Annotated in this window: 24 protein-coding genes; 13 read left to right on the forward strand and 11 right to left on the reverse strand. The window is 56.1% G+C overall.

What is annotated here, in order from left to right; translation table 11 throughout:
* Positions 1 to 57 precede the first annotated feature (57 nt).
* From ABLO27_RS08270 to ABLO27_RS08280, 3 genes are read left to right on the forward strand one after another with little or no spacing between them, the layout of a single operon-like run.
* Positions 58 to 1,668, forward strand: coding sequence for a GMC family oxidoreductase (locus tag ABLO27_RS08270; protein ID WP_353031963.1), 1,611 nt, complete (start codon positions 58 to 60; stop codon positions 1,666 to 1,668).
* A 1-nt stretch (position 1,669) separates the two neighbouring features.
* On the forward strand, positions 1,670 to 3,157 hold the full coding sequence (locus ABLO27_RS08275; RefSeq protein WP_353031965.1) for an aldehyde dehydrogenase family protein: 1,488 nt from the start codon (positions 1,670 to 1,672) through the stop codon (positions 3,155 to 3,157).
* Positions 3,158 to 3,168: 11 nt separating this feature from the next.
* The gene (locus ABLO27_RS08280) at positions 3,169 to 4,380 is read left to right on the forward strand and encodes a mandelate racemase/muconate lactonizing enzyme family protein (protein WP_353031967.1); all 1,212 of its coding nucleotides are present in this window, start codon (positions 3,169 to 3,171) and stop codon (positions 4,378 to 4,380) included.
* A gap of 85 nt (positions 4,381 to 4,465) precedes the next feature.
* Here ABLO27_RS08280 and ABLO27_RS08285 read toward each other — a convergent pair whose 3' ends face one another.
* Positions 4,466 to 4,834 carry an antibiotic biosynthesis monooxygenase family protein gene (locus ABLO27_RS08285; protein ID WP_353031969.1) on the reverse strand — a complete coding sequence of 123 codons (369 nt, stop codon included), beginning with the start codon at positions 4,832 to 4,834 and terminating at the stop codon, positions 4,466 to 4,468.
* A 171-nt stretch (positions 4,835 to 5,005) separates the two neighbouring features.
* On the reverse strand, positions 5,006 to 5,437 hold the full coding sequence (locus ABLO27_RS08290; protein WP_353031971.1) for a MarR family winged helix-turn-helix transcriptional regulator: 432 nt from the start codon (positions 5,435 to 5,437) through the stop codon (positions 5,006 to 5,008).
* Between the two features lie 107 nt (positions 5,438 to 5,544).
* Here ABLO27_RS08290 and ABLO27_RS08295 point away from each other — a divergent pair, with 107 nt between their 5' ends.
* Positions 5,545 to 6,624, forward strand: a complete 1,080-nt coding sequence (locus ABLO27_RS08295; protein ID WP_353031973.1) for a CDGSH iron-sulfur domain-containing protein — start codon at positions 5,545 to 5,547, stop codon at positions 6,622 to 6,624.
* Between the two features lie 26 nt (positions 6,625 to 6,650).
* Positions 6,651 to 7,178 carry a cytochrome b gene (locus ABLO27_RS08300; protein ID WP_353031975.1) on the forward strand — a complete coding sequence of 176 codons (528 nt, stop codon included), beginning with the start codon at positions 6,651 to 6,653 and terminating at the stop codon, positions 7,176 to 7,178.
* Between the two features lie 57 nt (positions 7,179 to 7,235).
* On the opposite strand, the gene ABLO27_RS08305 is transcribed toward ABLO27_RS08300, so the two are convergent.
* A complete protein-coding gene (locus ABLO27_RS08305) occupies positions 7,236 to 7,667 on the reverse strand; it encodes a MarR family winged helix-turn-helix transcriptional regulator (RefSeq protein ID WP_353031976.1) in 432 nt (143 codons plus the stop codon).
* 139 nt (positions 7,668 to 7,806) lie between these two features.
* Here ABLO27_RS08305 and ABLO27_RS08310 point away from each other — a divergent pair, with 139 nt between their 5' ends.
* The 6 genes from ABLO27_RS08310 (at position 7,807) to ABLO27_RS08335 (ending at position 10,783) form a co-directional block, all read left to right on the forward strand.
* Complete coding sequence (locus ABLO27_RS08310; protein ID WP_353031977.1) at positions 7,807 to 8,259, forward strand: hypothetical protein; 453 nt, start codon at positions 7,807 to 7,809, stop codon at positions 8,257 to 8,259.
* On the forward strand, positions 8,256 to 8,747 hold the full coding sequence (locus ABLO27_RS08315) for a DUF1772 domain-containing protein (RefSeq protein ID WP_353031979.1): 492 nt from the start codon (positions 8,256 to 8,258) through the stop codon (positions 8,745 to 8,747). Before ABLO27_RS08310 ends, ABLO27_RS08315 begins: the two co-directional genes overlap by 4 nt.
* Before the next feature lie 36 nt (positions 8,748 to 8,783).
* On the forward strand, positions 8,784 to 9,173 hold the full coding sequence (locus ABLO27_RS08320; RefSeq protein ID WP_353031980.1) for a hypothetical protein: 390 nt from the start codon (positions 8,784 to 8,786) through the stop codon (positions 9,171 to 9,173).
* Between the two features lie 66 nt (positions 9,174 to 9,239).
* Positions 9,240 to 9,518: a c-type cytochrome gene (locus ABLO27_RS08325; protein WP_353033492.1), complete on the forward strand. Its 279-nt coding sequence runs from the start codon at positions 9,240 to 9,242 to the stop codon at positions 9,516 to 9,518.
* A 2-nt stretch (positions 9,519 to 9,520) separates the two neighbouring features.
* A complete protein-coding gene (locus tag ABLO27_RS08330; RefSeq protein ID WP_353031982.1) occupies positions 9,521 to 10,015 on the forward strand; it encodes a cytochrome b in 495 nt (164 codons plus the stop codon).
* Positions 10,016 to 10,228: 213 nt separating this feature from the next.
* Entirely contained in the window at positions 10,229 to 10,783 is a 555-nt protein-coding gene (locus ABLO27_RS08335; protein WP_353031984.1) for a hypothetical protein, read from the forward strand.
* Positions 10,784 to 11,002: 219 nt separating this feature from the next.
* Here ABLO27_RS08335 and ABLO27_RS08340 read toward each other — a convergent pair whose 3' ends face one another.
* The 5 genes from ABLO27_RS08340 to ABLO27_RS08360 form a co-directional block, all read right to left on the reverse strand.
* The gene (locus tag ABLO27_RS08340) at positions 11,003 to 11,401 is read right to left on the reverse strand and encodes a MerR family transcriptional regulator (protein WP_353031986.1); all 399 of its coding nucleotides are present in this window, start codon (positions 11,399 to 11,401) and stop codon (positions 11,003 to 11,005) included.
* A gap of 102 nt (positions 11,402 to 11,503) precedes the next feature.
* Positions 11,504 to 12,268 (reverse strand): SDR family NAD(P)-dependent oxidoreductase, encoded by a 765-nt coding sequence (locus ABLO27_RS08345; protein WP_353031988.1) that lies wholly within the window; start codon positions 12,266 to 12,268, stop codon positions 11,504 to 11,506.
* A gap of 694 nt (positions 12,269 to 12,962) precedes the next feature.
* On the reverse strand, positions 12,963 to 14,396 hold the full coding sequence (locus ABLO27_RS08350; RefSeq protein WP_353031990.1) for a glyceraldehyde-3-phosphate dehydrogenase: 1,434 nt from the start codon (positions 14,394 to 14,396) through the stop codon (positions 12,963 to 12,965).
* A gap of 299 nt (positions 14,397 to 14,695) precedes the next feature.
* A complete protein-coding gene (locus ABLO27_RS08355; RefSeq protein WP_353031992.1) occupies positions 14,696 to 14,878 on the reverse strand; it encodes a hypothetical protein in 183 nt (60 codons plus the stop codon).
* Positions 14,879 to 14,969: 91 nt separating this feature from the next.
* Positions 14,970 to 17,129 (reverse strand): malate synthase G, encoded by a 2,160-nt coding sequence (locus tag ABLO27_RS08360; protein WP_353031994.1) that lies wholly within the window; start codon positions 17,127 to 17,129, stop codon positions 14,970 to 14,972.
* 231 nt (positions 17,130 to 17,360) lie between these two features.
* Between ABLO27_RS08360 and ABLO27_RS08365 the strand changes: the two genes are divergently transcribed.
* Positions 17,361 to 18,278, forward strand: a complete 918-nt coding sequence (locus ABLO27_RS08365) for a DMT family transporter (RefSeq protein ID WP_353031995.1) — start codon at positions 17,361 to 17,363, stop codon at positions 18,276 to 18,278.
* A gap of 104 nt (positions 18,279 to 18,382) precedes the next feature.
* Positions 18,383 to 21,166: a cation:proton antiporter gene (locus tag ABLO27_RS08370; protein ID WP_353031996.1), complete on the forward strand. Its 2,784-nt coding sequence runs from the start codon at positions 18,383 to 18,385 to the stop codon at positions 21,164 to 21,166.
* A 32-nt stretch (positions 21,167 to 21,198) separates the two neighbouring features.
* Here ABLO27_RS08370 and ABLO27_RS08375 read toward each other — a convergent pair whose 3' ends face one another.
* The 3 genes from ABLO27_RS08375 to ABLO27_RS08385 form a co-directional block, all read right to left on the reverse strand.
* Entirely contained in the window at positions 21,199 to 22,005 is an 807-nt protein-coding gene (locus tag ABLO27_RS08375; protein ID WP_353031997.1) for a mechanosensitive ion channel family protein, read from the reverse strand.
* 158 nt (positions 22,006 to 22,163) lie between these two features.
* Positions 22,164 to 23,681 (reverse strand): ankyrin repeat domain-containing protein, encoded by a 1,518-nt coding sequence (locus ABLO27_RS08380; protein ID WP_353031999.1) that lies wholly within the window; start codon positions 23,679 to 23,681, stop codon positions 22,164 to 22,166.
* A 185-nt stretch (positions 23,682 to 23,866) separates the two neighbouring features.
* A complete protein-coding gene (locus tag ABLO27_RS08385; RefSeq protein WP_353032000.1) occupies positions 23,867 to 24,730 on the reverse strand; it encodes an SDR family oxidoreductase in 864 nt (287 codons plus the stop codon).
* Positions 24,731 to 24,744: the final 14 nt, after the last annotated feature.

A 24,744-nucleotide genomic window follows, 5' to 3' on the forward strand; every position in this document is an offset into this window, starting at 1 on the left:
ATTCCCGATACGTCGCGGACACTGAGTTCAGAGTGACCACTTCAGGATCCGCTGTGAATGAGAGAAGTCGATTACATAATTGTCGGTGCGGGCTCTGCCGGTTGTATATTGGCGGAACGGTTGAGCAAGGATCCAAACACGACTGTTCTTCTGCTGGAAGCAGGAGGCTCGGATGCTTCTCCCTGGGTGTCACTGCCGCTCGGCTACGGCAAACTCAACTCCGATCCCAAACGCACCTGGCAGTTCCGGACCGAACCGGATGAAGGGCTCGGCGGACGCAGCGCCTTCTGGCCACGTGGCAGGCTTCTGGGTGGATCTGGCTCGATCAATGCCATGGTCTATTGCCGAGGATTGCCTGGCGACTTTGAAGACTGGGAAACGTCCGGTGCTGCAGGCTGGGGCTGGCAGAATGTCAAAGCAACCTTCGAGCGCCTTGAAACCAAAGTGACACCTCATGGCGACCATATTGGCAGAGGGGCTATCCGGGTTCAGGACGTGACTGACCGGGTGCACAAGCTGAACCGTCACTTCTTCGACGCGATCAGGGAAGTCGGTCTTCCCTGGACAGAGGATTTCAACGGAGACAATCCGGAAGGCGGCGGCGTCTACCAGATCAATACAAGCAATGGAATTCGATGTTCTTCTGCCCGTGCCTTCCTGCGCCCCGCCCTGAAGCGCAAAAACCTGATCGTGCGGAAAAACGCCCAGGTCAGACGCATTCTTCTGAAGAACAGGAAAACGGAAGGTATCGAGCTGGCCAACGGTGAGAGCGTTTTCGCCCGGCACGAAGTGATCCTGTCGGCAGGCGCGATCGGCTCACCGCAACTGCTTCAGGTCTCGGGAATAGGTCCAGGGGCGTTGCTGCAGACCCTCGGAATTGAAGTGGCCTGTGCGAATGACAATGTCGGCGGGAACCTGCAGGACCATCTGGCGGCCAACTTCACCTTCGTTGCGAAAGAGCCCACGCTGAACGCAGTGCTGCGTCCACTTTGGGGACAGGCGCTGGCGGCGTTTCAATATGCCCTTACGCGAAAAGGCCCGCTGTCCTTGTCGGTCAACCAGTGTGGTGGCTTTGTTCGCTCCACTCCCGGCTTGAGCCGTCCGGACCAGCAACTCTATTTCAATCCGATCAGCTATCGGCTGACACCTCATAACGACAGATCAAGGCTTGCGATCGATCCCTTCAACGGCTTCATCATCTGCGCCCAGCCTGCCCGACCGACCAGCCGTGGCCGGGTGGACATAAAAAGCAGCGACGCAAGCGTCGCGCCCAGTATCCGACCGAACTCCCTCTCAACCGAGGAGGACTTGAGGTCCGTGGTTGACGGGGGGCGGCTTTGCCAGAAGCTCATGGCCAGCAAGGCGCTGAGCAGTCTTGTCGAGACCTCGGTCTCCCCTCACCTTGCCAGTCTGGACGATGACGGCCTCCTGGCCGACTTTCGCGAGCGGGCCTCGACCGTCTTTCACCCCGTCTCCACCTGCCGCATGGGGGATGACAGGATGACAGCCGTGGTGGACAGCCGCCTGAAAGTCCATGGTATCGAAAAGCTGCGGGTCATCGATGCCTCAGCCTTCCCAAACATCACCTCAGGCAATACCAATGCCCCAACAATGATGCTGGCCCTCAGAGGGGCAGACCTCGTTCTTGAAGACCGGAAAAGAGCATAAGATGACAGCCCAGGAAATCGCACAAGACTACCTGAGAACCGGCAGGCTCGGCACCCTGCCCGACGGTCATTTCATCGATGGAAAGGCGCTGCCTCCTTCCCATCGCAAGATGGAAAGCCTGGACCCGGGCCGCGCCGAGGCTTTTGCCGAGTTTTCTCTCGGTGACGACACTGAAATGGACCGGGCGATCGAAGCGGCGGAGCGCGCGGCAAAGCATTGGCGCCAGGTAACACCGGGTGAGCGATGCCGCATCCTCAACAACGTCGCCAGGGTCTTCCGGGACAACGCGGATCGTCTGTCCGTCATTGAAGTGATTGATAGCGGCAAGACGCTTGCCGAAGCTCAGGGTGATGTTCAATCCTCGGCTCGCCTGTTTGAGTATTATGCAGGTGCAGCCGACAAGCTGGACGGCCGATCGGTCAATCTGGGTTCTGACTACACGGCCTTCACAGTCCGCGAACCTGTCGGTGTCACAGGACACATCATCCCGTGGAACTACCCGACATCGACCTTTGCGCGTGGTGTTGCGCCAGCTCTGGCTGCCGGGTGTTCGGTGGTCGCCAAACCTGCGGAGACGACACCTTTCACGGCGCTGATAATGGCCGAACTGCTGTGCGAAGCAGGCGTGCCGGAGGGGCTCGTAAATGTCGTCACAGGACTGGGGTCCGATGTCGGAGCCAAGATGGCTCGCGATCCGCGCATCAAGCAACTGATTTTCACCGGCTCGGTCTCCACGGGTGTCAATGTCGCGCAGATGGCGGCTCCGAACGTCACCCGGCTGACGCTGGAACTTGGTGGCAAGTCACCTTTGATCGCGTTTGAAGATGCCGACCCGGAGAAAGTCGCCGATGGTGCCTATTGGGCCATTTTCTCCAACTCCGGCCAGATCTGCTCGGCTGGCTCGCGGCTGATCCTGCACAAGTCGATCAGGGACGAGGTTCTTGATATTCTGAAAGCACGTGCGGCAGCAATCAGGGTCGGCCATGGTCTGACTTCCCCCGATATGGGAGCAATCAACTCAGAACTGCATCTGTCGCGTATCAAGGCTCATGTGGATGCCGCCAAGGCACGCGGTGCGAACCTGCTCACAGGTGGCGATGTGACTACGGACGCTGACACCGGCAAGGGTTGGTTTTTCCAGCCCACCATTCTTGCCGACCTGGCGCCGAATGACCCGGCCGTTCAGGACGAGATTTTCGGTCCGGTTCTCTCCGTCCAGAATTTCGAGACGGAAGACGAAGCGGTTGCGTTGGCCAACGGTACAGAGTTCGGCCTGATCGCCAGCGTCTATACCCGCGATGTTGGCAGGTCCATGCGCGTTGCTTCCGCGATGGACTGTGGCCAGGTTTCGATCAATGATTACTGGGCGGGCGGTCTGGAACTGCCATTCGGCGGCAACAAGAAATCCGGATACGGCCGCGAAAAGGGTTGGGAAGGGCTGGATGCCTATACCAAGGTCAAATCGATTACCATCAGCAACGCAAGTTAGGCGGTTTTCCCATGAAGCTCGACCAGATCGAGACCTTTGTCGTTGAAAATGCACCACCGCGACACGGCGGCCGGTATTTCATTTTCGTCAAGTTGGTCACGGCTTGCGGGATCGTCGGCTATGGCGAGATTTACAATGCCACGTTCGGTCCTCATCTGGTCGCCGAGATGGCCAAGGACGTCTTCCGTCGGCAGTTCGAAGGCGAAGATCCGCACCACATCGAGAAGCTCTGGCACAAGACGTACGGCGCCGGGTACACCCAGCGCCCTGATATCTCCGTGATGGGCGTTCTGTCAGGTCTGGAGATGGCGTGCTGGGACATTATCGGCAAGGCGGCCGGCAAACCGGCCTATGAGCTTCTTGGGGGCAAGGTCCACGAGCGGCTCCGCTCTTACACATACCTCTACCCCGCTGATGGAGATGTTTATCCGGATCCGAACGTACCCAATGTCTACAACGATGCCGACATTGCCGCAGAAGCTGCTGCAAAGGCCGTCGCTCAGGGCTTCACCGCGGTCAAATTCGATCCTGCCGGACCCTACACCATCTACGATGGCCACCAGCCCAGTCTTGAGGATCTCGAGCGGTCGGAACATTTCTGCAAAGCCATCCGCGAAGCGGTTGGGACCCGAGCCGATCTGTTGTTCGGCACACATGGCCAGTTTACCGTGTCGGGGGCCAAGCGCATGGCCCGGCGACTGGAAGTCTACGACCCCCTCTGGTTTGAAGAACCGGTTCCGCCCGAGAAACCGGAAGACATGGCAGAAGTTGCACGCAGCACTTCCATTCCGGTGGCCACCGGCGAGCGTCTTTGCACCAAGTACGAGTTTTCACGGGTTCTGGAAACACGCGCTGCCAGCATCCTGCAGATGAACCTCGGACGTGTCGGCGGATTGCTTGAAGCCAAGAAGATCGCGGCGATGGCAGAATGCCATTCTGCGCAGGTCGCGCCACACCTTTATTGTGGTCCTCTTGTCGCTCTTGCCAACATTCAACTGGCCACCTGCAGTCCGAATTTTCTGGTTCTGGAATCCATTCGGACTTTTGATGGTTTCTATGCCGATCTCCTGACAACGCCGATCCGCTGGAAAGAAGGCTACGTCATTCCTTCATCGGAACCCGGTCTTGGCCATGATCTCAATGAGGACCTTGCCCGGGCTCATCCTTATCAAGGCGACGAGTTGCATCTCGGCTTTCAGGAAAGTCCCGCAGCACCGCTTTGATACAAGGTCTGGAAGTGGTCAACCTCCCGGGCATTCGCAATCAGGCAGGTTTTGACTGCAGCTACGGTCTATTCCGGAGACTGCGTCACCCAACGCAATGATTGGCAACACTCAGCTTTTTGAACAAGTGCGGCTTGGCCACCGCGCTTGGCGGATAGGCGTCAATCCGGCGCTGAAACTCCGGATGGGTGAAAGCGTTTCGGAAACTTTCGACATCCTGCCAAACCGCGTAGTTGATGAATGTCGAGCTGCCCGCGATGCCCTTGTGGAGCTGAGTTGAGATGTATCCAGGCTGCGCTTTCATGAAATCAGCATCGTGGGACCAAGCTTTCAGGAGTGCGCCCTCTTCGTGAGAGTCCACCGTGAAGACATTTATCAATACGATCGGGCCGTCTTCAGTTTCCATTTGATCGGCCAACGAGACGATCGGGTCGAGTTCTTCAAAAACAGGCATCAGTTTCTCCATGCATCAATCAATATAGCGAGCTATGTAATATACATAGCGAACTATTCAAGGGCCTGGGAACCCTTTTTTGACTTCTCGCGCAATTTCACGGAGAAGCGAACCCCAAAGAAACCCGCTTTTCATTGAATTGGGTTTCTGGTCCCCCCGACGCCGAAGACCTCACCCCTTGTGAAACGTGCGAATTACCCGTTGCATGGTGCCAATGAATTGCTCCCGTTCATCGGGAGACAAATCGGCCAGAGCCATTTCATTTACCGTTGAAGCGGCATGATACGCATCATCCCGAATAGAGATCGCTTTTGGTGTCAGCCAGATAGTTTTTGCTCGTCCATCAGTCGGATGATCCTTCCGCAGGATCAGCCCATCCCGCTCCATCCTGTTGAGCGTGTTGGCCATGGTAGCCTGTTCAATATCAAGCTTTTCGACCAGTTCCTTTTGAGTCTGGCCGTCCTTTTGCCACAGCGCCAATAGCGCTGGAAATTGCCCCGGAACTATGCCCAAAGGCTCTATCCGCTTGCGAAGGCCTTCAAAAAACAGACGCGCCACGTGGTTGATGAGATATCCGGCTGAAGTGTTGTGATCAAATTCCATACCTTCCTTTTATAATTGCATAGCTTGGAATGCAATGATATATAGCTAGCTATTAATAAGCGCGATAGTTCTCGAAACTACGAGCTCCGCATTGAAGGGACGACCCGGTGATAACCCGTATTCATGATGCAGCCGGTGGCCTCGGTTTCCTGACAATTCTGCTGTTTTGGACTTCGACTGTGGTCTCGGAACTTTTCGCTTCAGAAACGGATGTTGCCGCGGTCAAATCCGCCATCTTGTGGGGCATGTTTGCATTGATACCTATGCTGATAGTCGCAGGCGGTTCAGGTATGGCAATGGGTAGATCCAGAACCGATTTGCTCGCAGTGGCCAAGAAAAGGCGAATGCCCGTCATAGCTGGAAACGGGCTTTTTCTCCTGATCCCATGTGCTTTCTTTTTGCAAGGCAAAGCATCAGCGGGTCAATTGGACACTGTGTTCTATACCGTGCAGGCTATCGAGCTTGTGGCGGGCGCACTGAACTTGAGCCTGATGGGTCTAAACATTCGCGACGGCATGCGAATGACCGGCAGGCTGAGCAATAGCCATCCAGCCTCGGATCAACCTGCATCGATAGGTGAAATTCCCAATGGTCCGCTCATGGTCAAGAACCTTCCCAGATTGACCGGGTCGGATGGCGAGGTCATTCCTGTTGAGAAATCCATGGTTCTTTGCCGCTGCGGCGCTTCAAAGTCCAAACCATTTTGCGACTATTCACATACCGATATCGGTTTCAACTCAGATGTATCCAACGATCGGACGTCTGACAGGCTGATCGCCTACGAAGGTCACGAGACCACAATCTATTACAATCGCCTCGTTTGCACTCATGCTGGAGAGTGCGGTCACCGTTTGAAGTCTGTTTTCGACTCCGCAAGGAAACCCTGGATCGATCCTGACCAGGGTGGAGCAGCCGCAATACAAGCTGTCGTGTCGGCCTGTCCCTCAGGGGCGTTGTCCTGGAGCAAGCCTGGCGGGACCCCTGAACACATAGACAACGATATCCCAGGTATCAGAATTGAACGCAACGGTCCGTTTCTTGTGAGCAACATCGACCTGACAGACGCTAATTGGGCAGAGGGAGCTTCTCCCAAAAAGTATGCTCTATGTCGCTGCGGAGCATCGAAGAACAAACCGTACTGCGATGGTTCGCACGCCAAGATCGGCTGGACGGAAGCAGCTGACTGACCCCCTCCTCTCATCGAGTTATTGCCATGAAAAGCACCTCTACCACTTACGGGACAGTTGCCGTGTCCATTCATTGGCTCAGTGCTATCCTGATCATCGCGCTCCTCATCTCAGGATTTCGCGCCGCCACTCTCGATGCGGAAACCCTCAAAGTGAGCGTCCTTGCCATACACGCTCCAATGGGGATTGCGGTTCTGTTGCTCACTTTGTTCCGTATACTTTGGTGGGGCTTGGTGGACCGGAAACCAGCCAAACACGGAAACAGTCCGATCTGGCAGGTACGGACAGCAATACTGGTTCATGTGCTGCTTTACATCGTGACGCTGGGAATGGTCGCCAGTGGCATTGGCATGATGGCTCTTTCAGGTGCCGGAAAGGTGATTTTCGGTGGGTCGAGTTCCTCCCTGCCGGACTTTTGGGACTTCAAACCTCGTGTTCCGCATGGGATTGGAGCGCGTGTGCTTCTTTTATTGCTGGCGCTGCATGTCGGAGCGGCGCTTTATCATCAGTTTATCAAGAAGGACGGGTCTTTCAGGCGGATTTGGTTCAATTGATGTAAGTCGCGTGACTGAATGATGTTGCGAAAGCTATAAGCCAGTTCTGCCGTTTTCTCAGTTTGCTTCAAACGCACGTATCGCCTTTGAAATCAATGCGATAATCTGTTCCCTTTCAGAATTGCTGAGCCCGGCAAGCGCAGACTTGTTTTGCGCCATTGCAATCGCCAGTGTCGGGTCTTTCAAGGCCCGCCCACTTTCTGTCAGCCATGTGTGCCGGATTCTACCGTCCTTGGGATCTCGCCGCCGACACACCAGCCCATCCCGCTCCATCCTTGCCAACGTATTAGCCATGGTTGCCTGTTCGATCCCCACCCGTTCAATGAGTTCCTTCTGCGTTAGACCGTCTCTCTCCCAAAGATGGATCATGATTGGAAAGGCGCCGGTCGAGAGTCCCAAAGGCTTTATCCTTTCCTGCAGGGCGTTCGCGAACAACCGAGCAAGGTGGTTGATGAGGTAACCGGGAGAGGTTTCTCGTGAAAATGTCATGCGGTTCTCGAAATTTTTACATTGCAGGCTATTTAAATTAAATATAGCCTGCTATATAAACGATGGCAACGAGCTGTTTTCACGACACGCCACGCAAATAAACATAGCTTGCTATTCATCTAATCAAAAGGAATGTCCCATGCCAAAGATTATTCACCCGATCGCAGGAGCAGTTGCCTTCCTCACCATAGCTACGTTCTGGCTTTCAACAGTGACAGTCGAACTGATTGGCACTGAAGCACAGGTCACAGCCGTCAAAACCGCCATACCGTGGGGTTTGCTTGTTCTTGTTCCCGCCATGATTGCCGTCGGCGGATCCGGTTTCTTTCTTGCCGGAAAGCGACGTGGAGGTGTCCTCGGTCTCAAGGCAAGGCGGATGCCGATAATTGGAGCCAATGGTGTTCTGGTCCTGGTCCCGGCAGCCCTCTTCCTTGCCTTCAAAGCCAATGCCGGTGAATTCGACAGCACCTTCTATACCGTTCAGGCTCTTGAACTGATTGCGGGTGCCACAAACCTCACGCTTATGGGTCTGAGCATGCGCGATGGCTTCAAGTTGTCGGGACGTTTCCGTCGCAGGGAGACACGCTCATGAGGGGTCGAAGCGCTTCTGAGGCCAGAACCGTCACCAGTCTCGTTCGCGGCCCGGTCCAGGCCCTCACTATTGTCTCCTCGGGCATGTTTGCAGGCGTGATGTTCTTCATCGGAAACTCGCTTGGTGGATACTGGCAGAGTCTTGACGCGCAGCAGTTCCTGAATTGGTTCGCAGCGAACAACGGCTTCATTCAGAACACGATCCCTTTGGTCACTTTGCCAACTCTTGTCGGCACTCTTCTTTGCAGCATTCTGTTCTGGCGTCTCCCTTCTCGCCACTGGTGGATAGCGGCGACCCTGTCCTGGACCGGCGTTGCGATTCTGACCTTCAGCTTCTTCGTACCGGCGAACTCCGCCTTCGCATCCGGGACCTTCCAGGCCGCCGATGTCGCCCCAGCGCTGGCGCTCTGGCTTCAGATCCATTGGATCCGGGTGATCCTTGGAATTGCCGGGACCGCATTTGCCTATCTGGCGGTGAGCCGTGCTTGAGAAAACGTCCTCAAATCAACAACCGAGACCAAAACCATGAACAGATCACTCATTCTTGCGGCACTGCTGCCACTCGTCACGACGGCTTGTGGCGCCTTTGAACGAGCAACCGTGCAGTCTGCAAAGACTTCCTTGCACGGTGCACCTGCCGAACAACTGGAAACCTGTATTGGCGAGCCGGCAAAGCTGGTCACACAGGGGCATCAGACTGTTGTCAAATATAGCTCCGCCCAACAACGTGCTCCAAACGGTCTGACCCTGGCAACACCGGGTGCGACCGACGATCCCAAAGCCTGTGTTTTTACATTCACCGTTGAAAACGGCTTGATCCGGCACATTACCAGCGAAAACCGGGCTGGATGGGGCGGAGGCGGCATCAAGAACTGCTCGGCAATCGTCAAAAACTGCACCTTCAACCAGCAATAAGAGGATTTTGCAATGTTCAGTTGGAACGCACCGCTGATCAAACACGCTTTCACAACCTTCGCACTCATGCTGGTGTGTGGCACCCAGGCACAGGCAGATGCCGGCACTTTCCAATCTGTTTGCGCCGAATGCCACACCGGCGGCTTCAAAGGCTTCATTTCTGGCGCCCCGAACGTCAACAAACCCTCCTCCTGGCAGAAGTATCTCAAACGGGACACCGTAACAAAAATGCAGGAAATTGTTTTGTTTAGCTCCAAAGATCACAAGCCAAAAGGTGGCTGCCCCACGTGCTCGGACCAACAGATCCTTGAGGCCCTGGACTACATAATGACCAGAGTGAAATGACCATGAAACGCCATCCCCCTCTTCTCGTGGCCTTGCACTGGCTGTCGGCATTTCTGGTCATTGTGACTCTGATTTCCGGAGGCATTGCACCGCTGGGCTTTCATATGGCAAGCGGAGCGCTGATTTTTGCGATTTTCCTTCTTCGAACAACCGTGAAGCTCAAGACGCATGTTCCTTCCTCCAAAGGGACACAAACTCAGATAGCGCGAGTGATGCACATGTCACTCTACGGACTGGTTTTCGCAGTTGTTGCCTCTGGTCTCGGCATCGCAATTGAGGCGAACTTGCTTGAGGTCTTTCAGGGAAATGCGATGTTGCCTGCCGATCTCTCAGAAAGTCCGATGTATGCCGCTCATGCCCTGCTGACCGACTTTCTGCTGGCGGCAATCATGGTACATACAGCCGCCGCCCTTTGGCACCAGGTCATTCTAAGAGATCGACTGTTCTCAAGAATGTGGTTCGGAAACAAACCTGAGGCCGATTTCCCTCAGAACTGACGGTTTTCGGTCCGAGATGGGGTCATTCAGACCGAATGGCCTGTTCCAGCCCCGCTGTTCGGCCTCTGGATACTCAGGTCGCTGAACAGAGGCCAGACGTGTCTGGCGAGTTTTCCGGCGACTTTCAACATTCACCATTGAGGTACCAAGATGCTCTTTTTCCTGCTGAAATTTATCCATCTAATGGGGGTACTGTTGGTAGCGGTCGGATTTATGGCTGTGCTCACACAGGATCTCTTCACCCGCTACTCGACAGCGCAGCATTGCCACATCGGTCGATCCGCAGCGCAGTATGGCCGCGTTGTCGCTCTTCAACTGATGTCGAACTGTTACAGTTTCGTTGCCCTGCCCGGCGCCATAATCGTTGTTGTCTCTGGTGGTGGATTGGTCGCGAGTTATTATCACCCGACTGAAATCCTGAACCTTCCCTGGCTCGCGGGGATGGTTGGTCTATTCTCCATCGGCCTTTTAGTCAGCGTCACATATTCCAGACGCCATCTGCACAATCTCATCGCAATAGCCTGGGCTGATCGTTCGATGGCGGTATTTGCAAGGCTTCGAGACAAAAGTTTGCCTGTTCTGGTTCGTGGGCTCGAAGTTCCATTCCTGGTCTTGATCATCGCTATTGGCGTTTTTCGACCTGAGACGTGGGCGATGTTGATTACCGGGATTGGTTTCGCGCTCCAGGGCTCCCTGTTCCTGGTCCTGCTGATTTTCAGATTGTCGGATGAGGCAAGCTTCAGCGAACATCCAATCGAATCCGCTTAATGAGCAAGATCTGTCTTAGGGCAAAGATGATTGCGACAATTGCATCTGCCTTTCGACACGGGCTGCGTCTCAACCCGTTGCAGTTCTCTGGATGTCCCCGTCAGTTCTGCTGATCTCGAGAACAGCCTATTGCGCTCGTTGTTGCCTTGCCTCGCCTGTTTGTATTCAGACACTCATTTCGGACGGGTGGCTATGGTAAGGTTCCAGGCGTATTCCGGTTCAGTCACTCTCCGCAATTTCCGGCGAACCGACGGATGCGCGTTGACTTGCAAGCCCCTCCCTTAGAGCGGAAATCCGTTCGAGAACCGCGTCCCTGCGTGCATCGAGATCAGCTCGAAGTCTTTCAATATGCTCGAGTTTTTCCATCAATCGATCGATGCCATCTTCGCATGGTCCGGCACCGTCATCTGAAAGACAAGCACTCATGGCGCGGATTTCACGCGTGGAAAAACCGGTCGCAATGAAATCCCGAACGCGCCCCGCCCGGCGCAAGTCCGCATCGCTGTAGATGCGATAACCGTTCCCGGTCCGGCGAACCTCCAGCAATCCGGCTTTTTCGTAGTGGCGCAACATACGCTGCGTGATCCCCAGCCTTTCGGCGGCTTCCTTTGCCTGCATGCGATTTCCTATCCTGACACCCTGACACATATGTTAGGGCTGAATTCAAAGATCAATGGTGTCGGGCGGAAGTTGCGTATCCGCCCGACCGGAACTGAAACATCAGGTTCGAAGCGTCCAGCCACCATCGACTGTCAGAACCTGTCCTGTCAGCCACTCATTGTCCGAACTGCCCAGTTGCAAGATCCAGGGCACGATATCGGCGGTAACCCCACGCCGCCCCAGAGGAATCTGGGCCTCTTCTTGCGCCTCGATCTGCTGCGCCATCTCTTCCGGCAACCCCATCATGCCTGTCAACGCACCTGACTTCACCGGCCCTGGCGCGATCGCATTGACCCTTATGCCGTCACCTGCCAGTTCAACAGCCCAAGAACGGGTGAGATGCTCCAGCGCGGTCTTTGTTGCCGCGTAGTGGGCCACCATGGGTACCGCATTCCGTGATACCGCAGACCCGATATTTACAATGGCGCCCCGGGTTTTGCGTAAGGCTGCATGGCCTTCCTTCACAAGGAGCGAAGGTGCAATGATGTTCACCGCTGACATTTTTGCGATCAGATCAGCGTCATAGGCCGTCATTGGGAGTGGCTGCCCGGCGCCTGAGTTGTTGACGATCAGATCCAGTCGCCCCCACCTGGTTTGAACCGCTTCAATGATGCGCGCAGCGCTGGCGGGATCAGCACTGTCAGCCTGTAACGTGTCAATTGCCTCGCCAATCGCAGCCACATCAGCCAGTCTCGCCGTATCGCGACCGGTGACCAGCACCCGAGCGCCCTGTTCTGACAGCGCCAACGCTGTGGCTCTCCCAATGCCGGAGCTGCCTCCAGTGACAATCGCGACCTTGTCCTGCCAAGTATTTTTCCGTGTCATTTCGCGTCGAATCCTTTCCTCAAAAGCTGCGCAATTTGATGCGGGACCACGCTTAGCGGATTGACACTAGTGTCAGGGTCAAGCCGCTTCTGCTTTGGGAGCGGAGCGAAATTTAAGTCTATCGAATTGGATCCTGGGCCGAGAGCGATGTCCCGAAGGAAGGAGGAAAGGCCAGCCACAAGAGCGCTTTCCGTTACCAGGCGGGCGGTGAAGATCGCAGATTGGCCAGAACAGAAGGCGTAACTTTCGGCACAGCCTGCCTGAACCAGTCATTGCTGCCGAACGTCCAAATGAAAAGCTTACGGCTTTGGCCATGAGCACAACAAGAAGATAGCGAGCGCTCTCCCTCAGCGGGGAGACGAATTGCATCCCGGCAGTCCGAAAGACATCACTGTCCGCTTTGTGAATACCTGGTTCACTGGACATCCAGTCCTGGTTTCAAAATGAGAGCGAGCTGTTGGCTGTCTTTTTCAGCAGTGGTCAGCGCCGAGGACATGTCCTTCCGTCAATTACATATCCGGGTCGTCAAGTGTGGCCATGACCGAATGCCATGAGCGACCTTCGGTCGATCTCTGGGCGACCGCACTCACCGCATCTTGCAGGGACAGTGCATGCCTCTGAAGCCATACGGTGAATGACACAGTCCAAGGAGTTAAGACGTGGCTTAACCCCTTGGGGACCGTTGGATCCGATTTTATTCAGGGACTGAAGGGTATTTCATTCCGGCAACTTCCTGCATCAGCCGGATCACCTGGGTGCTGTATCCCGCCTCATTGTCATACCAGACGTAAAGAACGAGGCGGTTGCCATCGACGATCGTGGCCTGGCTGTCGACCACACCGGCATGGGTGGAGCCGACCAGATCGGACGAGACCAGCTCGGTCGAAGCCGTGTAATCGATCTGGTCCTGCATCGGGGATTGTACGGAAACCCCTCGCAGGTAATCGTTCATTTCCGCGTCCGACGTCTCACGCTTAAGGTTCAGGTTCAGGATTGCCATGGAGACATTGGGAACCGGTACCCGTACCGCGTTGCCGGTCAACTTGCCTTTCATTTCGGGCAAGCACTTTGCCACGGCACTTGCCGCGCCTGTGCTCGTCAACACCATGTTCAAAGGTGCGGAGCGGCCGCGACGATCTCCCTTGTGGTAGTTGTCGATCAGGTTCTGGTCGTTGGTAAAGGCGTGGATGGTTTCCACATGACCGTTCTCAATCCCGAATTCATCGTTGATCACCTTGAGCACCGGCGTGATCGCGTTGGTGGTGCACGAAGCGGCGCTCAGAATGTCGTCGCTCTCGGTAATGTCACCATGGTTTACGCCATAGACGACATTCTTGATGTTACCTTTTCCCGGCGCGGTCAGAATGACCTTCGACGTGCCCGGACATTTCAGATGTTGGCCAAGCCCTTCCTCGTCGCGCCAGATTCCGGTGTTATCGACCACCAACGCATTTTGGATGCCGTACTTGGTGTAGTCCACCTCGGCGGGCGAGTTGGCGTAGATCACCTGAATGTAATTGCCGTTGGCGATAATTGCGTTCTGTTCTTCGTCGACTGTGATCGATCCTCTGAACGCGCCATGGACGGAATCCCGTCGCAACAGGCTGGAGCGCTTCTTGAGATCACCATCCTTGCCACCGCGCACGACAATTGCACGAAGGCGCATTTTGTTGCCAGCACCGACACGCTCAATCAGCATGCGGGCGAGTAGACGGCCAATGCGCCCGAAACCGTAAAGGACAACGTCTTGCGGTTCTTGCAGAATAGAGGTCTTGCCGGTGTTGATGCTGGCAAGCTGCTCCTGCACAAAGCTCGAAACATCACCGCCCTTTTCCATATAACGATAGCAGAGCTTGCCGAGATCGACGCGGGACGCGGCGAGGTCCATCTCGAGCATTGCCTTGACGATTTCGAGACTTTTGGCGACTTCCAGCTCCTGTCCGGTAATTTGCAGGGCATAACGGTGTGCCTTGATGATCTCGATTGCGGAGTTGTTCAGCAGACGGCGTCCAAAAATCCGGATGTTGATACCGTAATCCCGGTAGAGATGGCCAACCAGCGGGATCATCTGCTCGGCGGCGGACTGTTGTTCCTTCCAGTTATCGAAGTGATTATCCATAGCCGCCATTTCCAACAACTCCCTTATGGTGTTTCCAGCGCAAAGATTGGCAGGTCTTGGGCCTGCGCCCGGTGTTTAGCTCCTGCGCAAACGCAATGTCCATATGCAGTTTGAAGATTAATCGATTGAAATAGGAGGAGGCGTTTCAAGCCGCGTCCCGACCACCGGAAATGTGACATCAGGAACCTTACCGATGACCGGAATTCAACTCAGAGAGACTTGGTACGATCGGGAATTGGAGGGCCGTTGCCGGCCGCTCGCGGACATCACAGGATGTAGCTGCTAAAGCCCGCTTCGGCCCCGAGCGGTCACTCTTTCAAGTCGCGGCCGACGACGGTTTTCCGTCCAGCTTTGAATTGAGCGCGGTTGCGATGGATGTCGGCCTTCGGATGTGAAGCCTCCCGTCCAATGGCGCAATGCGGGTATTCATCGAACAGTTCAGCAATGCCCAAGGATGAGACCAACATCTGCTGAGTGAGATTTTCAAGCATGCCCGAACCCTGTGAATCCCAAAGGACAAAGGGTCCGGACTATTTTTTACATGCGCCCGTTAGCGGTTTGACGCGAGAGCCATCTGCCTGATCAGGCGACCTTTGCCTTGAACTCGATCCGGCGGCGATGAAGGACAGGTTCAGTGTAGCCGTTCGGTTGCTGCGTGCCTTCAAAGACCAGTTCGCAAGCTGCCTGGAATGCAACCGAGTTGTCGAAGTCGTCCGCCATCGGACGGTATGCCGGGTCACCGGCATTCTGCCCGTCTACAACGGCAGCCATACGTTTCATGGTCTCCATCACTTGATCCTGGCTGACAACTTCATGATGCAGCCAGTTGGCGATGTGCTGGGAGGATATGCGCAAGGTCGCGCGGTCTTCCATCAGGCCGACATTATTGATGTCGGGCACCTTGGAACAGCCAATACCTTGCTCAACCCAACGAACGACATAACCGAGAATGCCCTGCGCGTTGTTGTCGAGTTCTGCCTGAATGTCCTCCGGAGCCCAGTTCGGACGCGCTGCGACCGGGATGGACAGGATATCCTCCAGTTTCGCAGCGTCGCGTGACTTCAGCTCTGCCTGGCGGTTTGCGACAGATACCTTGTAATAATGCAGAGCATGCAGAGTTGCAGCCGTCGGGGACGGAACCCAGGCGGTGTTGGCACCGGACATCGGATGTCCGATTTTCTGCTCAAGCATCGCCTGCATCAGATCCGGCATTGCCCACATGCCCTTGCCGATCTGGGCGTGTCCGGGCAGACCACAGGCGAGGCCGACGTCAACGTTGTTGTTCTCGTAAGCGCCGATCCAGGTCGCGGCCTTCATGTCACCCTTGCGGATCATCGGTCCGGCATCCATGGAAGTGTGCATTTCGTCGCCGGTGCGATCAAGGAAGCCGGTGTTGATGAAGAACACACGGTCTTTTGCCTGGCGAATGCACTCCTGAAGGTTCACCGTGGTGCGGCGCTCCTCGTCCATGATACCCATCTTGAGCGTGTTGCGCTCCATGCCAAGCGCGTCTTCCACGCGGTTGAAAATCTCACAGGCAAACGCGACTTCTTCAGGGCCGTGCATCTTCGGCTTGACGATGTAGGTAGACCCGGCCCGGCTGTTCGTTCCACGGCCGTTCGCACCAATATCATGCAAGGAGATCAGGGCGGTGATCATGCCATCGAGAAGGCCTTCAGGCACTTCGTTGCCGTCCTTGTCCAGAACCGCATCAATAGTCATCAGATGGCCGACGTTGCGCACCAGCAGAAGGGAGCGGCCATGAAGGGCCAGGGCGTTGCCGTCGGGAGCTGTGTAGTTGCGATCGCCGTTCATGCGCCGGGTGATGGTCTCGCCGCCCTTTTCAAACGTCTCTTCCAGATCCCCCCTCATCAGACCGAGCCAGTTGGTGTAGACAACGACCTTGTCTTCGGCATCGACAGCAGCCACGGAATCTTCGCAATCCATGATGGTCGACATGGCAGATTCCAAAACAACGTCAGAGATATTCGCCTTGTCGGCACGGCCGATCGGATGCTGACTGTCGACATTGATTTCCAGATGGAGACCGTTCTTGACCAGAAGAACCTTGTAAGGCGCAGACGGATCGCCGGCATAGCCTGCGAACTGTGCCTTGTCGGCAAGCGACGCCGTGCCGCTTTCCGTTGAGACCTGAAGCGCTTCGTCCTGTACCGCAAAACCGGTCACGTCCGACCAGTTCGCGCCCTCAAGCGGCACGGCTTCATCGAGAACCTTGCGGGCGTAGGCGATCACCTCGGCGCCCCGTGCTTCATCAAAACCGCCCCGTTGCGGCTTGGAGCCCATGGCGTCGGTGCCATAAAGCGCATCGTAGAGCGACCCCCAACGCGCGTTGGCAGCGTTTAGCGCATAGCGTGCGTTCATCACCGGCACCACGAGCTGCGGACCGGCGACCTGGCCGATTTCCGGATCCACGTTCCGGGTTCCTACTGAGAAATCTTCGCCCTTCGGCACCAGGTAACCGATATCACTCAGAAACGACTTGTAGGTCTCCATGTCCGGAGTACCCGGGTTGGCCTTGTGCCAGGCGTTGATCTTTTCCTGCAGGGCTGCCCGTTTTTCCAGAAGTTCCCTGTTCCTGGGCGCAAGGTCATGAACCAGTTCCGAAAGGCTCTTCCAGAAATGCTCCTGATCGACACCGGTTTCCGGCAGAGCCCTTTCGTTGACAAAATCATAAAGAACTTCTGCAACCTGCAATCCATAGGCGTCGATACGGCCTGTCATACTCAAATCTCCGATAATTCACTTCGTCCGCGGACTTTTACCCGGTGTTTTGGGGGCAAACCGGCCGATCGTCAATTGTTCGACCGCTCCCATGACTTTTTCCATTTTGGAAAAGATCCAGATCATTATCTCTAACAGTATAGGTCGGTATACAAAAAGAATGGGCTTTGCTCGGCGCCAATCATCGATTACCGATGGCTTTCAATTCTCCTATTGCGCAGAAAGATTTCGATGTACGCGCTCGCAAAACGTTTCGGCGGCCTGACCTACGGCAACGCTTTCCTGATGCTGGGTCTGACAACCCTGTTCTGGGGCGGCAACACCGTTGCCGGGCGCCTGGCCGTGGGTGAAGTTTCGCCCATGATGGTCGTGTTTTTGCGCTGGGTGATCGTGGCCGCCATTCTATTGCCTCTGCGGTGGACGCGCATTCAGACCGAGTGGCCGGCAATGCGTCCCCGCATTGTGCTGATGGTACTGATGGCCGTCTTTGGCTTTGTCGGCTTCAATACACTCTTCTACATAGCGGCAACCGAGACAACGGCAGTCAATCTCGGTATCATCCAGGGGTCGATGCCGATCCTGGTGTTGATCGGATCGGTTATTGCCTTCGGAACAAAGGCACGCGCACTCCAGGTCTTCGGCATTCTTCTGACCCTTGCCGGCGTGACCATTATTGCCGCACAAGGCAGCCTCGAGACCCTGCTGGCTCTTGCTGTGAACCCGGGTGACGGGATCATGCTGATCGCATGCGTACTTTACTCAGGCTACACACTGTCGCTCAGGAACCGGCCGCAGGTATCCAGCCTGACTTTCTTTGCAGTCCTGTCCGGTATATCGGTGGTGGCGTCCGTACCCGGCTTTTTGTTTGAACTCTCAACGCAAACCGCGCAGTGGCCGACGCTGCAGGGTTGGCTGGTGGTTCTTTATATCGCGCTGTTTCCGTCCTGCCTGGCACAGATCTTCTTCATGCGTGGCGTGGAACTGATCGGCCCGGCGCGGGCGGGTGTCTTCATCAACCTGGTTCCGATTTTTGCCGCAGCGCTGGCGGTCTCGATCCTGGGAGAGCCCTTCGAGTGGCATCACGGCACAGCGCTTTTACTGGTCCTGGGAGGTATCTGGCTGTCGGAAAGAAAGGCCGGAAGCCTATAATCTGGAGACAGCAGGAGACGGGAAGCGGCTGAAAACACAAAACCCGTTGCGGTTTATTCGCCTGCGAATTTGAAATCGCCGCATTCGCAGGGCACATTGCAACTATGGAAACACCTTTAATTACAGGCGCCTTTGCGCTGTTGCTGGTTACGATTTCTCTACTGCAGCCGCTGGCGCGGCGGCTGGGGCTTGCCCCCAGCGTGCTGCTTGCCATGGTCGGCACCATGATCGGTATCCTGGCAACGTATCTGCTCTACACACCGCGAACGGATGCCTTCAATACCATTGCCAACGTCTTTGTGAATCCCCCCGTGGATTCGGAGATGATCCTTTACATCTTTCTGCCTCTTCTTTTGTTTCATACCTCGCTTACGCTGGACATTCGGCGCATCCTGGAAGATATCGGCCCGATTCTGGTGATGGCAGTCGTCGCGGTGTTCGTCGCCACAGGGTTCATCGGCTTCGCCCTTTATCCCCTTGCCGGTGTTTCGCTTGTCGCCTGCCTTTTGCTTGGGTCCATCGTTGCAACGACGGACCCGGTTGCCGTTGTCGCAATTTTCCGGGATATCGGTGCCCCGGCCAGACTGGGGCGGATCGTGGAAGGCGAGAGCCTGCTGAACGATGCAGCCGCCATCGTGATCTTCGTCATTCTCCTGGGCATTCTGACCGGCCACCAGGCGCTCACACTAAGCGAAGCCTTTATCGCATTCGGACGATCGTTCGTCGGCGGGTTGGTTATCGGCACGGTACTGGCAAGACTTGCCGTCAGCGTTCTGCCCCTGATGCGCGACCTTCCGCTTGCACAGGTGACGCTCAGTCTGGCTCTGCCATATGGAACTTATGTTTTAAGCGATCAGTTCGTTGATGTCTCAGCTGTTGTTGCCGTCGTATGCGCCGGAACGGTGTTCAATCTGTACGGGCCAGCCCGCATTCATCCGTCCAACTGGCAGTTTCTGCATTCGGTCTGGGAGCAACTGTCCTATTGGGCGGCATCCCTGATCTTCTTGCTGTCAGCTATTCTGATCCCCAAGTTCGTCGAAGGGTTCACCCCCATCGATATTCTGCTGTTGCTGGTTGTCATCCTCGCTGCGCTCGCCGCGCGGGCGGTGGTGATATTCGGCCTGCTGCCAATCCTGAGCACAATCGGTGCAGGCCAAAGGGTCAACAGCAAATACAAAACAGTCATTCTATGGGGTGGAATGCGCGGCGCTGTTACCCTGACGCTCGCCCTCAGTGTTTCCGAACACGCCGGACTGCATCACGAGGTTTCCGGTTTCATCACCAAGCTCGCAACGGGCTTCGTCCTGTTTACGCTGCTTGTTTACGGCACCAGCCTGAAACCCCTGATCCGCCTGCTCGGTCTGGATCGCCTCAATGCACGCGACGAAGCCCTGAGAACGCAGTTTCTCTCGCTTGCCCTGTCCGATGTCCGCCAGGAGCTCGAAACCGCCGCCAAGGACTATCACATTGACGAACGGGTGACCGGAAAGGTTCTGAAGGACTATGAGGAACGCGCTGCAGCGGCCGCTTCGGAAACCAACAAGCTGGAAGAGTTGAAAGACTGGGACCGCGTCCGTATTGGCCTGATCGCACTTGCGGACCGAGAGCAGCAGCTCGTGCTGGAACACTTCCACGAAAAAACCATTTCCGGGCGTTCGGTTTCGAAATTTCTGACGCTTACGGGCCGTATCGGCGACCTGACACGCAGTGAAGGCCGCGCCGGCTACATCAAGGCAACTCGGCAACCCCTGAAATTCGAACTGGGTTTCCGGTTTTCGCAAACCCTTCAACGCCGGTTGCGGATCACACGCCCGCTTGCAAACAGGCTCGCCGACAGATTCGAGTTCCTGCTGGTCTACCGCATCCTTGCCGACGAACTCGTCGACTTCAACAATCAACGCATTCGCCCTCTGTTGGGCGATCGTGTTGCCGACATTCTGGAAGATGTCCTGTGCAACCGCCAGGACGAAACCATTCAGGCGATCGATGCACTGCGTCTGCAATATCCGGAATATGCCGACGCACTGGAAAGCCAGTTCCTGCGCAAGGCAGGAGCCCGACTTGAAGAAACAGCCTACGACGAAGCCAAGGGCCAGATGCTGATCGGTACGGAACTGCATCAGGATCTGCTCAAGGACATCGAAAGGGTCAGAAAAGCCAGTTACGAGCGACCGAGGCTCGATCTGGGATTGAAGACCAGCGACCTGGTGAGTGCACATCCTCTCTTCACCGATTTGCCGCGAAAGCAGCAAAAGGCCATCAGGCGAATGATGCGGCCGCAATTCGCGACGCCGCGCGAGAAACTGATCCGCAAGGGTGACAGAGGCGACGCGGCCTATTTCATCGCCTCAGGCGCTGTCGAGGTGCGCGCGCCGGCACAAAACATCCGGCTCGGGCGTGGAGATGTTTTCGGAGAGATTGCGCTGATGACCGGTGGACGCCGCAGTGCCGATGTGGTCGCCCTTGGCTATTGCCAGCTCCTGAGCCTGCGGGCGCAGGACTTCAAAGCGCTGATGGAGCAAAATCCCGACGTACGCGAGCACGTTATCCAGCTTGCGGAAAAACGCCAGTTGATGAACACGGACAAACCGGAACACGAAATCGAGGATCCGGTTGTTCCGCAATTCAAGGAAGAAACGCCCGCGGAAGACCTGCTGCAGGAAGAAGACGGTTCGGTCGAACAGAACGGAGCAACATCCGATACGGAGCACGCCGATCAGAACTCCGTCGCAGTCGAAAAGATCTCGGTCGAGGTCAAGGTCACTGACGAAATCTGCCTGACCGACACCGCGCCTGCAAATGACGAGAACGCCCCTGCCCGGCCTTCAGAAGAAGAACAGGTCGACCGCGAACCGACGGATACAAAAAAGGGGACGGCGTCAAGCTGACGGCCCTCCCCTTCAAATTTTGAATAATCTGCTTATCCGGCTTTCTTGATCTCGACCGTATGCGGGTACGGAATGGAGATGCCACCTGCGTCGAAAGCTTCTTTCACGGACTTGAGCATGTGGAATTTCAGCTCCCAATAGTCGCCTGCGTCACACCAAAGGCGAACGCCGAGGTCAACGGAACTGTCACCCAGGTTAGTTACGCGCACCCAGGCTTCCGGGTCTTTGTGGACCCGTTCATCGGCGCTGGCGACATCCAGGATAATCTGCGTGGCCTTGTCAGCGTCGTCGCCATAATCGATGCCGAACGTCAGATCGAGCCGACGGGTTTCATGCGCCGAGAAATTGGTCACGACCGTTCCCCAGGCCTTGCCGTTCGGCATGATGATCTGAACGTTGTCAGGCGTAACCAGCTCGGTCACGAAGAGATTGAGGTCCTTGACCGTGCCGGACGTGCCGCCGATATCTACGAACTGGCCAATCTTGTAGGGCCTGAAAATTATCAGCATCACACCGGCGGCAATGTCGCTCAAGGTCCCCTGCAACGCGAGACCGACGGCCAGAGTGCCGGCACCCAGGACGGCAACAAGACTTGTTGCTTCGATGCCGAACAGCTGCATGACTGCGATCACCGTGACCAGCAGCACCAGCCAGCGAACGATCGACGCTGCAAACCCGCCAATCGTGTCGTCTATACGGGGATGACTGACGATCCTTCTTCTCGTTACTCCGGAAAGAATGCCAGCCAGCAGCCAGCCTATGACCAAAACGATGACGGCCTTCACCGCATTGATGACCAGCGGCATATAGGCAGCGGCCTGATCCATTGCGTTTTCCATGAGAACCCCTTCCAAACAGAACACTTTAAATCTGCAATGGCTCAGTTCTAGCAGCGGAAGTTTGTACTGACCAGCAAGGCTGGAAGCCGGATTGGTGAAAGCCCCGAAGTACAGACCGTCCTCGGGGCCTTGGAGCTGCTGCAGGTGCCCTCCTGGGACTATAGTTCGGTGTCCTGCCAGCTTTCCAGGAAGTGCGCCATTTCCTCGTTACCGCATCCCGTCACGAATTGCGGATAAAGAACGCTTCCGGCCTCCAACAGCAGCCGGGCGCAGGCAACGTGATCAGCTTCGGGTTTTCGAGGGGCGAACTCCGAACCATGGATCACAGTATCAAGTGCATCCCCGCCATATCCGTTCTTGCGTGTCAGGTCCGGTCCAAGCGAAAGAAAGAAGGCTGTCTCGGAGACCAGGCCGTTCCAGCCGGCAACATGAAACGGTGGCAGCCCCATGCTGTCCGTCGCGTCGGGATCAAGCCCCGCAGCCACCAGAGCCTTGATCTGCGCGAGCCTCCCCGGTTCGGCGGCGATTGTGGTCAGCAGGCTCCTGTCTTCAGCACTCAGCTTTTCCAGCTCAAGTTTTCCCGGACGCTCCACGCCTTCAGCACAGGCGGCAAGGATCTGCTCATTGGACGACAGCGGGTTCGCATGACCCTTCGATTTCAGAAATCCAGCAGCTGACTGATTGCCGTAAATCCGGGCCATCGCATAAGCCGTATGCCCTTCCCAGATCGCATCCGGATCTGCCCCGTGTTTCAAGAGCAACTCTATGATGGCGACCGACCTTCCGCGCCGAACAGCCTGGTGAAGAGACGGAATGGTGTTCATGGGCTGACCACTCGGATGGTCGGGCACCGAGATGTTCGGGTCTGCTCCCGCTTCCAGCAGCAGTCGCACCATCTCGACATTCTCGAAGTCCAGCGCACGCGGCAAGGCATTGGTCCCGTCCGGTTTGGCCCCATGCTGAAGCAGGATCGCCAACGCGCGCGTCCTGTTGAGTTCAGTGCTGTGATAAAGGCTCTCGTCGTCGTTCGGATCGGCTCCCTTTTCCAGAAGCCATTTGCCCAACTCGAAATTGTCTGCGTGACACATCGCTCCATAGAGCGCGGAAAGCTTGTGGTCAGATCCAGGTTCAGCCGGATATCCATCATCCACATCGGCACCATTGGCTACGAGCAGCTCAGCGATGGCTATCATATCCTGCGCCTTGTCTGATGAGCGATGGATCTCCTTGGAAAAAGCCAGATGCAGAAGCGGTGAACGAACGCCAATGATACGGGTTGCGGCCTCGGGATTTTCGGCGAGCGCCGAGCGGACTGCGGCGAGGTCGTAGAGCGCAATCTGGAGCCCCAGGTTCTCATCCTTCAGGCCCGGGTCATCCTTGAGCAGTTTTTCGATCACCCAGTTCTGACCGAAATAGAGGGCAACTTTCAGCCGCTCCGCCCGCTCATCCCGGTTCATCGCTGCACTTTCGAGGGAGAACTTCAGTTTCGGCCAACTCTCGTAGCCTTCTTCGCGAGCGATCACATGCAGAAAGTCGGCATGTTTGAGTGCTTTTGCCTCCGCAACGTGTTCCGCAACACGGGAAATGGCAGTCGCGTCTCCCTTCGCATAAGCCCTACGAAGGTTGCGGGCGGCTTTTTTATGAATTTCGAGACTTTGAGCAATGCCGTCAGACATGGCTTTTCTCCTGATTCAGATGCCCGGGCGATCCGCTTTTGTCGGGCGCAGGTGAAAAACCGGCATTGGTTATCAGGTGTCAGGGTGCTTTCGCTTTCCGCGGATCCGGCTGCCGCCCTCATCGGCACCGGAAACGTGCCGGAACGGGCTTCAAATTGCAACCCCGTTCCAGCGCATCTCATCCGTCAGCCTTTGACAGGCCCCATGTCGCAAGGAGCCTTGCTGTCATCGGGAACAAAGAAATCCGGGGCAAGGGCCAGGCTTGGGTCGACACGATACTGATCGAAATCGCTTACACCACGGCTTGCGAGGAACGTATCATCGATCAGGAACTGGCCACTGAACTCCTTGGCCGGTGATGTGAAAATCTCATAGGCGGCATCGGCTAGAATGTCCGGTGTGCGGCTCTGCTGCATCATCTTGTCGCCACCGATGATGTTCTTGATCGCAGCAGTTGCAATGGTCGTTCGCGGCCAGAGCGCGTTCACAGCAATTCCCTTGGATCGCAATTCTCCTGCGAGCCCCAGCACAACAAGGCTCATGCCATATTTGGCGATCGAGTATGGCGTGAAAGGAGCGAACCACTTCTCCTGCATGTCGAGCGGCGGCGACAACATCAGAATATGCGGATTGTCGGAATTCTTGAGATGATCGATGGCGTGTTTGGAGCAGGCCATGGTGCCACGCGTGTTGATCTGATGCATCAAGTCAAAGCGCTTCATGTCCGTTTGCGCCAAAGGTGTCAGCTGGATCGCACTTGCGTTGTTGACCAGAATATCGAGACCGCCGAAATGCGCTGCAGTCTGATCGATTGCCGCCTTGACGGCCTCGTCGTCCCGCACGTCCAGAACGATCGGCAAAGCCTTGCCACCAGCAGCTTCAATTTCCTCCGCCGCGGTGAAGATCGTTCCTTCCAGCTTCGGATGAGGTTCGGCGGTCTTGGCAGCGACCGCAACATTTGCCCCGTCTCTCGCAGCCCGCAACGCAATAGCCTTGCCGATCCCGCGGGACGCGCCTGTGACAAAGAGTGTTTTGCCCTTCAGGGACATGCTTGTTCTCCTCC

This window comes from Roseibium sp. SCP15, from assembly GCF_040329435.1.
Classification (GTDB): Bacteria; Pseudomonadota; Alphaproteobacteria; order Rhizobiales; family Stappiaceae; genus Roseibium.